Annotated in this window: 13 protein-coding genes and 1 pseudogene; 7 read left to right on the forward strand and 7 right to left on the reverse strand. The window is 67.6% G+C overall.

Going from position 1 to position 12,639, the window contains the following annotated elements; genetic code table 11:
- Nucleotides 1-416: ABC transporter permease (locus VJ655_RS14520; protein ID WP_414646982.1), on the reverse strand; the 416-nt coding region annotated here is incomplete at its 3' end.
- A gap of 14 nt (nucleotides 417-430) precedes the next feature.
- Entirely contained in the window at nucleotides 431-1,309 is an 879-nt protein-coding gene (locus tag VJ655_RS14525; protein WP_324112245.1) for an ABC transporter ATP-binding protein, read from the reverse strand.
- Between the two features lie 199 nt (nucleotides 1,310-1,508).
- On the opposite strand from VJ655_RS14525, the gene VJ655_RS14530 reads away from it, so the two are divergent.
- Genes VJ655_RS14530 through VJ655_RS14540 form a run of 3 tightly spaced genes read left to right on the forward strand, consistent with a single transcriptional unit; the run spans nucleotide 1,509 to nucleotide 3,481 of the window.
- A complete protein-coding gene (locus VJ655_RS14530; protein WP_324112247.1) occupies nucleotides 1,509-2,201 on the forward strand; it encodes a fumarylacetoacetate hydrolase family protein in 693 nt (230 codons plus the stop codon).
- Nucleotides 2,202-2,212: 11 nt separating this feature from the next.
- A complete protein-coding gene (gene maiA, locus VJ655_RS14535) occupies nucleotides 2,213-2,848 on the forward strand; it encodes a maleylacetoacetate isomerase (RefSeq protein ID WP_324112249.1) in 636 nt (211 codons plus the stop codon).
- Entirely contained in the window at nucleotides 2,849-3,481 is a 633-nt protein-coding gene (locus tag VJ655_RS14540; protein ID WP_324112251.1) for a carbonic anhydrase, read from the forward strand.
- A gap of 17 nt (nucleotides 3,482-3,498) precedes the next feature.
- Here VJ655_RS14540 and VJ655_RS14545 read toward each other — a convergent pair whose 3' ends face one another.
- Nucleotides 3,499-4,326, reverse strand: coding sequence for a carbonic anhydrase (locus VJ655_RS14545; protein ID WP_324112253.1), 828 nt, complete (start codon nucleotides 4,324-4,326; stop codon nucleotides 3,499-3,501).
- Between the two features lie 73 nt (nucleotides 4,327-4,399).
- Nucleotides 4,400-4,873, reverse strand: coding sequence for an Lrp/AsnC family transcriptional regulator (locus tag VJ655_RS14550; RefSeq protein WP_324112254.1), 474 nt, complete (start codon nucleotides 4,871-4,873; stop codon nucleotides 4,400-4,402).
- Nucleotides 4,874-4,990: 117 nt separating this feature from the next.
- On the opposite strand from VJ655_RS14550, the gene ald reads away from it, so the two are divergent.
- Entirely contained in the window at nucleotides 4,991-6,103 is a 1,113-nt protein-coding gene (gene ald, locus VJ655_RS14555; protein ID WP_324112256.1) for an alanine dehydrogenase, read from the forward strand.
- A gap of 58 nt (nucleotides 6,104-6,161) precedes the next feature.
- On the opposite strand, the gene VJ655_RS14560 is transcribed toward ald, so the two are convergent.
- Both VJ655_RS14560 and VJ655_RS14565 read right to left on the reverse strand, forming a co-directional pair.
- Nucleotides 6,162-6,866 carry a glycosyltransferase family protein gene (locus VJ655_RS14560; RefSeq protein ID WP_324112258.1) on the reverse strand — a complete coding sequence of 235 codons (705 nt, stop codon included), beginning with the start codon at nucleotides 6,864-6,866 and terminating at the stop codon, nucleotides 6,162-6,164.
- Nucleotides 6,867-7,117: 251 nt separating this feature from the next.
- Complete coding sequence (locus VJ655_RS14565) at nucleotides 7,118-7,993, reverse strand: bifunctional regulator KidO (RefSeq protein WP_324112260.1); 876 nt, start codon at nucleotides 7,991-7,993, stop codon at nucleotides 7,118-7,120.
- On the opposite strand from VJ655_RS14565, the pseudogene VJ655_RS14570 reads away from it, so the two are divergent.
- A pseudogene (locus VJ655_RS14570) lies at nucleotides 7,986-9,067 on the forward strand (XdhC family protein). The gene VJ655_RS14565 and the pseudogene VJ655_RS14570 overlap by 8 nt on opposite strands.
- A 113-nt stretch (nucleotides 9,068-9,180) precedes the next feature.
- Here VJ655_RS14570 and VJ655_RS14575 read toward each other — a convergent pair.
- The gene (locus VJ655_RS14575) at nucleotides 9,181-9,933 is read right to left on the reverse strand and encodes a creatininase family protein (RefSeq protein ID WP_324112262.1); all 753 of its coding nucleotides are present in this window, start codon (nucleotides 9,931-9,933) and stop codon (nucleotides 9,181-9,183) included.
- Between the two features lie 164 nt (nucleotides 9,934-10,097).
- Here VJ655_RS14575 and acs point away from each other — a divergent pair, with 164 nt between their 5' ends.
- On the forward strand, nucleotides 10,098-12,053 hold the full coding sequence (gene acs, locus VJ655_RS14580) for an acetate--CoA ligase (protein WP_324112264.1): 1,956 nt from the start codon (nucleotides 10,098-10,100) through the stop codon (nucleotides 12,051-12,053).
- Between the two features lie 93 nt (nucleotides 12,054-12,146).
- Complete coding sequence (locus VJ655_RS14585) at nucleotides 12,147-12,638, forward strand: SRPBCC family protein (RefSeq protein ID WP_324112268.1); 492 nt, start codon at nucleotides 12,147-12,149, stop codon at nucleotides 12,636-12,638.
- The last annotated feature ends 1 nt before the right edge of the window (nucleotide 12,639 follow it).

Consider the following 12,639-nt stretch of genomic DNA (forward strand, 5'->3'; position numbering starts at 1 on the left):
GGCCCGAGGCGCTCGGGGTCGATCCACGGCATGAACGAGCCGATCCAGATGGCCAGCGGCACGACCAGGAACGAGATCGCCGCCGCCAGGAAGGCCCCGGTGAAGCGCCCGTAGAGATAGTCGAACTTCCTGACCCGCGTGGACCGCAGGATCGGCCCGAAGCCGGTCTCGTCGTCGCGCACCACCACATTGGCGACGAAGGCCGTGGTCACGAACATGTAGAAGATCGACAGGATCAGGTGGGTCTGGGCGATAGCGAACGGCGCGTTCTTGTGGATGTTGCCGCCGCCGCCGATGCGGATCTGGTCGATCGTCGCCGCCCCGAAGGTCAGCAGGAAGAAGATGATCGCCACCACCCAGAAGACGGGCGACTTCATCTGGTAGCGGAGCTCGAAGCCCGCGATCTTGCGAAACATCGCGCCGCTCCCCGTCAGGCCGCCCGCCGGGTGGTCGACAGGGTGGAGAAATAAACATCCTCCAGCCCGCCCTCGACCGATGTGAAGCCGTCGCCCGGATTGTCGTCGGACAGGATGTGGATGACGGTGCGTCCGGCCAGCAGGCGGGTGGAGATGACCTTGTGCTGGGCCTTGGCGGCCTCGAGTTCGCTCTTGTCGATGATCTTCTTCCAGATCCGGCCTTTCAGCTGGCCGACCAGGTCGAGCGGCGCGCCTTCGCGCACAATGGCGCCGTCGCAGATGATCGCCATGGCCGGGCAGAGGTCGGAGACGTCCTCGACGATGTGGGTCGACAGGATCACCACCACGTTCTCGCCGATCTCGGCCAGCAGGTTCAGGAAGCGGTTGCGCTCTTCCGGGTCCAGGCCCGCGGTGGGCTCGTCGACGATGATCAGGCGCGGATCTCCGATCAGGGCCTGGGCGATGCCGAACCGTTGGCGCATGCCGCCGGAGAAGCCGGCGATGGCCTTCTTGCGGACGTTCCACAGGTTCACCTGGTTCAGCAGGTGCTCGACCGTCTCCTTGCGCGCCTTGGCCTGCGAAATCCCCTTCAGCACCGCCATGTGGTCGAGCATGTCGTAGGCCGACACGCGCGGATAGACGCCGAAATCCTGGGGCAGATAGCCCAGCGTGCGCCGCAGCGATTCGGGGTTCTTGAGGACGTCGATGTCGTCGAAGCGGATGTGGCCGGACGTCGGCGCCTGCAGGGTGGCGATCGTCCGCATCAGCGTGGACTTGCCCGCGCCGTTGGGGCCCAGAAGGCCGAACATGCCGCGCGGTATCGTCAAACTGACCTCGTCCAGGGCCCTTACGCCGTTGCCATAGACGTGGGTCAAGTTCTCGATGATCAGCATGAACGTTCCGCGCCCCGATAGTCCGCCCAAAAATCCCCACACCGTCATGACTCGGCGGCGCGGACCGGGGCAAGTGAAAGAACTTTTAGACACGTTCTTCAACCGCAGGATTTCTGAACGACGGCCAGTTTACGGCTGACGCGCCATCAATGTGCGTGGAGGGTTTTTGCGGCCGGCGTTTGGGTTTACAGGAGGCGCCATGACGACCTACGCGTTCCCCCCGCACGCCATTCCGACGGTCCCGGTGGAGGACCAAGGAGGCGGTTCTGGCGTGGTCTTCCCCGTTCGCCGGATCCTCTGTGTCGGCCGCAATTACGCCGCGCACCGCCGGGAAATGGGCGGAGACGATCGCGACCCGCCGTTCTTCTTCGCCAAGCCGGCCGACGCGATCGTACCGGAACCGACCAAGGCGCCCTATCCGCCGGCGACCACCGATTTGCATCACGAGATCGAGCTGGTGGTGGCGCTCAAGGGCGGCGGCGCGAACCTGACCCCGCAGCAGGCCCTCGAGGCGGTGTTCGGCTACGCGGTCGGCGTCGACCTGACCCGGCGCGACCTGCAAGCGCAGGCCAAAGCCAAGGGCCAACCGTGGGAGGCCGCCAAGGCCTTCGACGCCAGCGCCCCGATCAGCGCCATCCGGATCATGGCCGCTCCGCCGCCCGGAGCCGCCGTCACCCTGTCGGTCAACGGGGTCGAGCGTCAGCGCGGCCAGGTCGGCGACATGATCTGGAACATCGCCGAGGTGATCGCCAAGGCCAGCGAACTCTGGACCCTGGCGGCCGGAGATCTGATCTTCACCGGAACGCCCGAAGGCGTCGGCGCCGTCGTCCGCGGCGACACGATCGTCGGTGAGGTCGAGGGCGTCGGCCGTCTGGAATTCACGCTCGTCTGAAGGACCACGCGATGAAGCTCGTCCTGCATAGCGCCAAGCGCGCCAGCGCGCCCTACCGGGTGCGGATCGGCCTGAACCTGAAGGGCCTGCCCTTCGAGCTGCGGCCCGTCGACCTGCTCGCCAACGCGCATCAGGGCGAAGACTATCGCGCCCTCAACGCCCAGGCCCTGGTGCCCACGCTGGAGGTCGACGGACGTCCCCTGACCCAGAGCCTGGCCATTCTGGAGTGGCTGGACGAGGCCTTTCCCGAGCAACCTCGCCTGCTGCCGCTGGATCCCTTCGATCGCGCCGCCGCGCGCGCCATGGCCGAGATCATCGCCTGCGACATCCATCCGCTGAACAATCTGCGGATCCTGCGGGCCCTGACGGCTCTGGAGATCGACGAAGATCATCGCAACGCCTGGGCGACCCGCTGGATCACCGACGGCTTCACCGCCCTGGAGCCGATGGTCGCCCGGCATGGCGGCGACTTCGCGTTCGGCGACGCGCCGGGGTTGGTGGACTGTCTTCTGATCCCGCAGGTGTTCAACGCCGGCCGTTTCAAGGTCGACCTCTCGGCCTTCCCGGCGATCCGGGCCGCCGCTGCTCAGGCCGCCGAGCATCCGGCCATCGCCGCCGCCCATCCCGATCATCATCCGGAGCGCTAGATGCTTGAGGACCTGAAAGCCAACAACGCCGCCTGGTCGGAGCGCAAGACCGAGGTCGATCCGGACTTCTTCAAGCGTCTGGAAGGCCAGCAGAGCCCCGAATACCTGTGGATCGGCTGCAGCGACAGCCGCGTTCCGGCCAACGAGATCGTCGGCCTGGATCCGGGCGAACTGTTCGTGCACCGCAACGTCGCCAACCTGGCCCCGCCGCAGGACGCCAACTACCTCAGCGTGCTCCAGTTCGCGGTCGAGGTCCTGAAGGTCAAGCACGTCATGGTCGTCGGCCACTATGGCTGCGGCGGCGTGGCGGCGGCCATCGACGGCCAACGCCGGGGCCTCGTCGACCACTGGCTGCATCCGATCCGCGAGGTCCACGCCGAGCACAAGCACGAGCTGGCGCAGATTCCGGAAAAGCAGGCCATGCTGGACCGGCTGACCGAGCTGAACGTCGCGCGCCAGGTGCGCAACGTCGCCGCCGACGTCTTCGTGCAGGACGCGTGGGCGCGCGGCCAGGAACTGGCCGTGCACGGCTGGGTCTACTCACTGAGCAACGGCCTGGTGACCGACCTTAATATCGGCATCGCCAGCCTGGCCGACTACGAGCGCGTGGTCGCCGAGGCCATGTCCGGCTGAATCCGAGCAGACCGGCGTCAGGCGTCGAACGCCACGATCCCCGTGGTCAGGTCGTAACAGGCCGAGGCGATCTTCAGGCGGCCCTGTTCCAGCTTCTCGGCCAGGATACCGTCGGCCACCTTCAGGCGGCCGGCGATGTCGCGGACGTTCTGGCGGATCGCGGCGTCCTGCAGGTCGGCCGGGTGTTTCTCGCCGGCTTCCAGGACCGCCGGAATGATCGGCAGCACCATCTCATGCAAGGCGCCGTGCAGCTCGGCGTGCTTGGTGGCGACGTCAACGGCCGCGCCGACGGCGCCGCACTTGGTATGGCCCAGCACGACGATCAGCGGGGCGCCCAGATGCTCGACGGCGTAGACGATCGAGCCCAGGCCCTCGCGACTGACCGTCGAACCCGCCACGCGGACCACGAACAGCTCACCCAGGTTGCAGTCGAAGATCAGCTCCGGCGCCGCCCGGCTGTCGGAGCAGCCGATCACCACCGCGAACGGCTTCTGGCCCTTTGACAGCTCGGCGACACGCAGCATCGTCGGCAGGGAGATGTTCGCGCCGCCGCGGGCGAAGATGGCGTTGCCCTGCTTGAGCCGGCCGAGCGCCTCGTCCGGGCTGACAGCCTGGGGGGCCGCCTCGGTCTCGGGCGCGTGGGCCGGTTCGGCTTCCATCGGCTTGACGGTGGCCAGGGCCTTGTCGAGCGCGGCCTTGTCGCCTGCTTGATGGTTCAGCGCCCGAGCCGTGCGGCGCCCCTTCTTGGTCAGGAGGCTGGGCGGATGGCCATCGCCCTCGGCGAAGGCGAGCGCAGGCGCGGCCAGGCCCGCCAGGGCGCCCAGCAGAAGTCGTCTCGAAACCATTTCGTCCCCCGACGTCGTTCGATGTCGGGGGAATAGCTAGATCAAAACGCCTCAAGGAATGTTAACCGGCCGCCTAAAGCGGCAATTCACCGCGCTTCACCACCGTCCGCATCGCGATGCTGGAGCTGACGCGCACGACCCCTGGGATGCGGGTCAGTTCCTGGGCGTGGACCCGCTCCAGGTCGTCCACGTCACGCACGACCAGACGCAGCAGATAGTCCGACCCGCCAGTCATCAGATAGCACTCGGCCACCTCCCGCACCCCGGCGATCGCCTTCTCGAAGGCGCTGAGCGCCGACTCCGCCTGCGAGGAGAGGGTGACCGTGACGAACACGCTGAGCGGCAGGCCGACCGCCCGCTCGTCGATCACCGCAGCGTATCGGCTGATCACCCCGGCCTCTTCCAACGCGCGGACGCGGCGCAGACAGGCGGACTCGGAAAGATTCACCGCCTCGCCCATTTCCACATAGCTGGCGCGACCCCGTCGCTGCAGCAGGTGAAGGAGCTTCCGGTCGAAACTGTCGAGGCTGACGGCGGCTTTCTTCATGGGAACATCATATCACGCAGGAATCCTGCGTCACAGTAGGTGGCGAGCACGAAATCGCCAAGGAAACTGCGCTCGCCGGAGCGCAGGATCACGGCAAGCGCTTTTGGAGGAAGCATCATGCGGGTTGGCGTCCCATCCGAGATCAAACCTGGCGAACACCGGGTCGGTCTCACCCCGACGGCTGTTCGGGAATATGTCGGCCATGGACACACCGTCCTCGTCCAGTCGGGCGCTGGTCTCGGCGCCGGCTATGCCGACGAGGTCTATGTCAAGGCGGGCGCGACGATCGCGCCCGACGCCGCGGCGGTCTTCGCCGGCGCGGACATGATCGTGAAGGTCAAGGAGCCGCAAAAGGTCGAGTGGGAAAAGCTCGAGCCGCGCCACATCCTCTTCACCTACCTGCACCTGGCGCCCGATCCGGCCCAGACCGAAGGTCTGCTCAAGAGCGGCTGCGCGGCCATCGCCTACGAGACCGTCACCGACGCGCGCGGCGGCCTGCCGCTACTGGCCCCGATGTCGGAAGTGGCCGGCCGCATCGCCGTCTTCTCGGCGGCCGAGACCCTGCTCAAGCACAACGGCGGCATGGGCCTCTTGCTTTGCGGCGTGCCCGGCGTGCCGCCGGCCCGCGTGGCGGTCCTGGGCGGCGGCGTCGTGGGCAGCAACGCCGCCCGCATGGCTGCCGGCCTCGGCGCCGAGGTCGTGGTGCTGGAACGCTCGATCCCTCGCATGCGCGAACTGGACGATCTCTATCAGGGCCGCATCCTGACCCGTTATTCGACCTTCGCCGCCGTCGAGGAGGAGATCCTCAAGGCCGACGTGATCATCGGCGCGGTGCTGACCGCCGGCGCCGCCGCGCCCAAGCTGGTGCGCCGGGAACATCTCAAGCAGATGAAGCCGGGCTCGGTTCTGGTCGACGTCTCGATCGACCAAGGGGGCTGCTTCGAAACCTCCAAGCCGACCACCCATGCCGAGCCGACCTATACGGTCGACGGCGTGGTGCACTATTGCGTGGCCAACATGCCAGGCGCGGCGCCGCGCACCTCGTCGGAAGCCCTCGGCAACGCCACCCTGCCGTTCGGCCTGGCCCTGGCCGACAAGGGGCTGGACGCGCTCAAGACCAACGTCCACCTGGCGCGCGGCCTGAACGTGCTGAAGGGCGAACTGACCCATCCGGCCGTGGCCGAGGCGCTGGGCAAGACGTCGGTCGATCCCTACGGGGCCTGGAAATAGGGCTCGGATAAAACGTGTCATCCCGGCCGCCGCGAGGCGGAGCCGGGATGACAGTTCATTACGCCGCGAAGCGGGCGATGTCCTGGCGGCTGCCGATCAGGTCCAGCACGTCGTTCATCCGGAACTCCGGGTCGACGGGGTGCAGGGCGTCGTACACCGAACGGGCGAAGGCCAGATCGGCGGCGGTCTTCACCCGCCAGTCCAGGCGCGACCAGTCGCGCGGCGCCTTGAGATGAGCCTGGCTCCAGCGTTCCGGCTGGTTACGGATCGCCGCCGTCGGCGAAATACGCGCCATCGGATCGCGCTCTTCGGCGGCCGCGGCCTGCAGGGCGCTAGCCTTGATGACCTCGACCTCGAGGCCGGCGGGGAACGTGCGATGGATGCGGTTCGACGTGTAGTCGGCGCCGCTGGCCAGGGCCATGAAGATGGCTTCGTCGATGACCCCCGGATCGACGAAGGGCGCGTCCCCCTTGAGACGGACGACATGACTGACGGCGCTCATCGTTTCGGCGCAGCGCGCGATGCGGGCCAGGATATCGGCGCCGGCGCCGCGATTGACGGTATGGCCTCGCGAGACCAGGAAGCCGGCCAGGGCGTCGTCGACGGTGTCGGCGCTGGTCGCCACGATAATCTTCGAGAGACGTCGCGCGCCGCGCAGGCGCTCCAGCTGGCGGATGATCATCGGCTCGCCGCGAAGGGTGGCCATCGACTTGCCCGGCAGTCGGGACGAACCCATGCGGGCCTGCAGCACGGCGAGGATCATGACGCGTCTCCCTTCCTGGGATCAGGCTAAGTTCGATTCCTTAAAAACCAAGCGAACCATAAGGTTAAAAGACGTAAAGGGTCGCCCGCGAGAGGGACGGCGCGGCGAGGACCGCACGCAGCCATTCTCACGACTGATTCCCAGGACGCGCCAGAGCCCCGCGACCGCCCGAAATCGGCGCGGCGCGAAAGATAGCCCATCAATATATTGAATTTGCTCGCCTTTGCGCGAGCTCAAGACAGCTGCGGCGACTACGCGACCCAACGTCGCGGGTCCAGAGCGACCGGATCGTCGATCGCCATCTCGTCCCAATCCAGGTCGGGCGGCGGGCTCGAGGCGGCGGCGACCACCGCCGACAGCTCGGCGGCCGAGTTGACGCCGACCAGAACGGCCGAACCTTCCGGCCGCGACAGGGCGAAGCCAAGGGCGGCCTGAAGCGGATCCGAACGCCCTTCGGCGATCATCCGGCGAACGCGCGACAAACGGCCCGACGCGCCCTTCAGCTGGGCCGGAACCCGGTCGGGCGGCAGGAACAGCAGGCCGTTCAGGAAGATCGAGCGTAGATGCACCTCGACGCCCATGCCGGCGATGCGTTGCAGCGAACCGTCGGCCAACAGGCGCTGGTCAAGCAGGCTGGCTGGCGCTTGCAGAATGTCGGGCTTGAAGCGCTTGGCCACGCCGACCGGATCGTCGGAGGCGTGCGCGGCGACGCCGATCTTGGCGAACAGGCCTTGATCCTTCAGACGCTGCAACCGCTCCCAGAGCGCGCCGCCGTGGGCGCCGAAGAGTTCGGAAGGCGAATGGACGATGATCGAGTCGGCGCGCTCGACGCCGATCCGGCGAAGCGTGGCGCGGGCCTCGGCCTCGACATAGTCGGGTCCACGATCGGCGCGGCCGGCGGCCAGGGTGACGCGGAACGTCGTCGGGCGCGGCAGGAGATCGCCGAGCAGGGTCTCGGCGCGGCCGAACAGGCCCGAGACGTCGAGGACCGACAGGCGGGCGCGGGCGGCGATGTTCAGGATGTCGCGGGTCTCGGCTTCGGGCGAACGGCCGCGCACGGCCGAACCGCCGCCGTCCAGGCCGAACTGAGCGGCCGCGAGACCCAATTTTGAGACCGAAATGGACATCGCCATCCGTGCGCAAAAACACCAACAGAGAGGAACGGTACGCGCCAAGGTTTGAACATGAGGTTTCTGGAACCTTGCCGAGGAGTTAAAGTCGCGCCGATGATCACTGATCGTTCCGAGGGCGCCTGGCCCATGTACGGCATGGCCGACGACGCCCGTCCGGCCTTGGCGGACGCGCTTTCACGGGGCCCGTCGGCCCTGGCCACCATCATCGCGCTCGACGGGGGCGGTCCGCGTCCCGTCGGGACGCAAATGGTGTTCGGCGAACAAATCATTTCAGGTTTCCTTTCCGGCGGCTGCATCGAGGCCGACGTCGATGGTCACGCCCGGGCCTGCCTGGAGGACGGCCAGCCTCGACGACTCGTCTATGGCGAAGGCAGCCCCTGGCCCGACATCCGCCTGCTATGCGGCGCGCGGATCGAAATTCTGGTCGAGCGAATCGCCCCGGACGATCCGGCGGCCATCACGCTCTTCGACCTCTCGCGTCGGAGGGCGCCCGCGTTTTGGGTCAGCGACGGTCTGAGGCGTCTTTGCGCCGAGGAGCCGCAGGCGCCTTGGAGCGGCGCATTCGAACGCGCCTACGACCCAGCGCCGCGCATGGTGGTGGTCGGCGGCGATCCCACGGCCCTGGCGGTGGCGAGCCTCGCCACGCAATCCGGCTTCGAGACCTTTCTGGTTCGCCCCAAGGGGCCGCCGTCGCCCCCGCCGCTGGCCGGCGTAGCCTATCGCCGCGACGACGTCGCCGACGCGCTCCACGCCATCGGGCTCGACGCCTGGACCGCGGTCGCCGTCTGCGGCCACGATCCGGAGCAGGACCACAAGGCCCTGATGGCGGCCTTACCCTCGGCGGCGCCCTATGTGGGACTGCTGGGCGCCCGCCGTCGCCTCCCCGAGCGGCTGGCGGGACTGAAGGCGGGGGGCCTCTCCGATCGCGATCTCGCCAAGCTTCGCGCCCCGATCGGCCTCGACCTGGGCGGCAAGGCGCCGTTCGAGGTCGCGGTGGCGGTCGTTGGCGAGGTGATGGCCGCGCGCCATGGCCAGCCGGCCTTGTCGCGCCGCCTAGAGGACGCCTAGAGCGCGTTAGGTTTGGGTGCATGCGGTTAAACCGCTCGAACGCGCTCTAAGTGCATGAATTAGTGCCTGTTTATCTGGTTTAGATGGTTCCATCTAAACCAGATAAACAGGCACTAAGCCGGCGCCGTCTCCGCCGTGAAGGCCGCCAGATCCTCGATCAGGGCCTTGGCGGCCAAGTCCACAAGCTCGCCGCCCTTTTCAGGCGTGGCCTGGCCAGGGTCCGAGCCCATGCGGCCATCGGCGTAGCGAGCGCGGAAGTCCAGCGCCTCGCGGATCGGCCCTGTCGGCGCGATCTTGGGCTCGTAGCCCGCCGACTTGATCGTCTCGGGATAGGCCCACTGGGTCACGGCGATCTCCGAGGGCGTCGCATGGCTGCCATGGCCGGTCGGAAACTGGCGATTGGCCAGGGCGTTGACGCCCGCCAGGTCCCACCAGTTCTTCAGCTTCAGCGCGAACGGCGCGCGGGCCTGGCGGAAACTGTAGTCGGCGTAGATCTCGGAGAAGGCCGCCTCGATCGACGCGACGTTGCCGCCGTGGCCGTTCAGGAAATAGATCCGCGTGAAGCCATGGGCGCCCAGCGAGCGAACCCAGTCGCCGATCGCGGCGATGAAGGTCGACGGCCGAAGGAAGATGGTGCCGGGAAAGGCCAGGTGGTGCTGGGCCATGCCGATGTTGAAGGTCGGCGCCACCAGCACCTTTTCTGACCGCCTATGGGCTTCGTGGGCGATGATCTCGGGGCAAAGCCAGTCCGTGCCCAGCAGGCCGGTCGGGCCATGCTGCTCATTGGAGCCGATCGGCACCACCACGGTTTGGCTGGTCTTCAGATAGGCTTCGATCTCGGCCCAGGTGGAAAGCGCGAGCAGCATGTAAGGACTCCGGGAGGACGGCTGGGCGATGCTTTACCCCCCTGGCGCGGAACCGTCATCTTCCGGGCCTATCAGATGATCAAACTCCGCTGGCGGGCGACAAACCACAGTGGTCTTATTGCGCCACGTCGCCGGCTTCGCCTATCTCGGCGATCAACGATATAATGGGAGTACGGCAGGTGAGCGACGGCATGCTTTTTCCGGTTCCGAAAGCCTGGGCCGAGCGGGCCCATCTGGACGCCGACGCTCTGGCGGCCGCGCGTCGCCGCGCCAACGAGGACCCCCAGGGCTACTGGAAGGATCTGGCGGGCCGTCTCGACTGGATCACGCCCCCGACCAAGATCAAGGACGTCTCCTTCAATGAGGAGGACTTCCGGATCCGCTGGTACGAGGACGGCGTCCTCAACGTGTCGGCCAACTGCATCGACCGCCACCTCCCGCATCGCGCCAACGAGGTCGCGCTGATCTGGGAAGGCGACGACCCCGCCGCCTCGCGCAAGATCACCTATGCCGAGCTGCACGAGCAGGTCTGCCGGATGGCCAACGTGTTCAAGGCCCACGGCGTGACCAAGGGCGACCGGGTGACGATCTACCTGCCGATGATCCCAGAGGCGGCCTACGCCATGCTGGCCTGCGCCCGGATCGGGGCGGTGCATTCGGTGGTGTTCGCCGGCTTCTCGCCCGACAGCCTGGCCGGACGGATCAACGACTGCGACTCCAAGCTGGTGATCACGGCCGACGAGGGCGTACGGGGCGGCAAGCGCGTCCCCCTGAAGCTGAACGTCGACGCCGCCGTGGCCCATTGTCCGGGCGTCGAGAAGGTGCTGGTCGTCACCCGCACCGGGGCCAGCGTGCCGCTGAGCCCTGGCCGTGACGTCATCTACGAGACTGCGGCGGCCAAGGCCTCGATCCACTGCACGCCCGAACCGATGAACGCCGAGGATCCGCTGTTCATCCTCTATACCTCGGGCTCGACCGGAAAGCCGAAGGGCGTGCTGCACACCACCGGCGGCTATCTGGTCTGGGCCGCCTGGACGCATGAGGTCGTGTTCGACTACCGCCCCGGCGAGATCTTCTGGTGCACGGCCGATGTCGGCTGGGTCACCGGCCATACCTATATCGTCTATGGTCCGCTCGCGAACGGCGCGACCAGCCTGATGTTCGAGGGCGTGCCGAACTATCCCTGCAGCAGCCGCTTCTGGCAGGTGATCGACAAGCACAAGGTCGAGATCTTCTATACCGCCCCGACCGCCCTGCGCGCCCTGATGCGCGAGGGCGAGGCTCCCGTCGAGCGCACCTCCCGCGCCTCGCTGCGGCTATTGGGCAGCGTGGGCGAACCGATCAATCCCGAGGCTTGGCTCTGGTATCATCGTGTGGTCGGCGAGAGCCGCTGCCCGATCGTCGACACCTGGTGGCAGACGGAGACAGGCGGAACCCTGATGACGCCGCTGCCGGGCGCCGACACCCTGAAGCCCGGGTCCGCCTGCGGCCCCATGCCCGGGGTGACTCCGCAACTGGTCGACGCCGAGGGCGGCGTCCTGGAGGGTCCGACCGAAGGCAATCTCGTGATCACCGACAGCTGGCCGGGCCAGATGCGCACGGTCTATGGCGACCACCAGCGCTTCTTCGAGACCTATTTCTCGACCTATCCGGGCAAGTATTTCACCGGCGACGGCTGCCGCCGCGACGCCGATGGCTATTACTGGATCACGGGCCGCGTCGATGACGTGCTCAACGTCTCCGGCCACCGCCTCGGCACGGCCGAGGTCGAGAGCGCCCTGGTGGCTCACCCCCGCGTCGCCGAGGCGGCGGTGGTCGGCTATCCGCATCAGATCAAGGGCCAAGGCATCTACTGCTACGTGACCCTGAACGCCGGCGTCACGCCCACCGAGGCGCTTCGCAAGGAGCTGATCGATTGGGTGCGCCGGGAGATCGGGCCGATCGCGACGCCCGACGTCATTCAGTGGGCGCCCGGCCTGCCCAAGACCCGCTCGGGCAAGATCATGCGTCGCATCCTGCGCAAGATCGCCGAGAACGAGCTGGAGAGCCTGGGCGACACCTCGACCCTGGCCGACCCCGCGGTGGTGGACGATCTCGTCCAGAACCGCGCCGGGGCGTAGGGGCCCTGACGAAAGTCGCGCCGAAGCGTTAGCTTCGGCGCGATGCGTTGCTTCCTAGCCCTTATCGTCCTGCTGAGCTGGACCACGTCCGCCTTGAGCGCGCCGGATGACGCCGGCGTCCAGGTCACGACGCACACCGGCGAGCAGGGGCTGGGCGTTGTCCGGGCCAGGATCGAGATCGCCGCCCCGGCGGAGGTCGTCTTTCGCACCCTGCTCGACTGCGCCCGCGCCAACCGCATCATGCCGGGCGTGCGGCGGTGTCGGGTCGTTTCCGCCGATCCAGGCGGCGAGATCCGCGAACATGTCGTGAAATGGAGCTTCTTCCTGCCCGCGCTGCACTCCACTTCGCGGGTGAGCCTGGAGCCGGACCGGCTGATCCGGTTCACCTGCATCGGCGGCGACATCCGAGCCTGCGAAGGGTCCTGGCGGCTGACGTCCCTGGACGGCGGCAGGCGCACCCAAGTCGACTACGACATGTGGGCCACCGCGCCGTTTGGCCTGCCCGCCGGCCTGATCGGCGGGATGATGCGTCGCGACGCGCCGATCGCGCTGGAAGCCCTTCGCCGGGAGTGCGAACGGCCGTGAG

This window comes from Caulobacter sp., assembly GCF_035254145.1.
GTDB lineage: Bacteria > Pseudomonadota > Alphaproteobacteria > Caulobacterales > Caulobacteraceae > Caulobacter.

Excerpts from the sequence above, each read along its gene's own strand:
- VJ655_RS14525 (WP_324112245.1), bottom strand. The coding sequence starts at position 1,309 with ATGCTGATCATCGAGAACTTGACCCACGTCTATGGCAACGGCGTAAGG.
- VJ655_RS14530 (WP_324112247.1), top strand. The coding sequence starts at position 1,509 with ATGACGACCTACGCGTTCCCCCCGCACGCCATTCCGACGGTCCCGGTG.
- maiA (WP_324112249.1), top strand. The coding sequence starts at position 2,213 with ATGAAGCTCGTCCTGCATAGCGCCAAGCGCGCCAGCGCGCCCTACCGG.
- VJ655_RS14540 (WP_324112251.1), top strand. The coding sequence starts at position 2,849 with ATGCTTGAGGACCTGAAAGCCAACAACGCCGCCTGGTCGGAGCGCAAG.
- VJ655_RS14545 (WP_324112253.1), bottom strand. The coding sequence starts at position 4,326 with ATGGTTTCGAGACGACTTCTGCTGGGCGCCCTGGCGGGCCTGGCCGCG.
- VJ655_RS14550 (WP_324112254.1), bottom strand. The coding sequence starts at position 4,873 with ATGAAGAAAGCCGCCGTCAGCCTCGACAGTTTCGACCGGAAGCTCCTT.
- ald (WP_324112256.1), top strand. The coding sequence starts at position 4,991 with ATGCGGGTTGGCGTCCCATCCGAGATCAAACCTGGCGAACACCGGGTC.
- VJ655_RS14560 (WP_324112258.1), bottom strand. The coding sequence starts at position 6,866 with ATGATCCTCGCCGTGCTGCAGGCCCGCATGGGTTCGTCCCGACTGCCG.
- VJ655_RS14565 (WP_324112260.1), bottom strand. The coding sequence starts at position 7,993 with ATGTCCATTTCGGTCTCAAAATTGGGTCTCGCGGCCGCTCAGTTCGGC.
- VJ655_RS14575 (WP_324112262.1), bottom strand. The coding sequence starts at position 9,933 with ATGCTGCTCGCGCTTTCCACCTGGGCCGAGATCGAAGCCTATCTGAAG.
- acs (WP_324112264.1), top strand. The coding sequence starts at position 10,098 with ATGGGAGTACGGCAGGTGAGCGACGGCATGCTTTTTCCGGTTCCGAAA.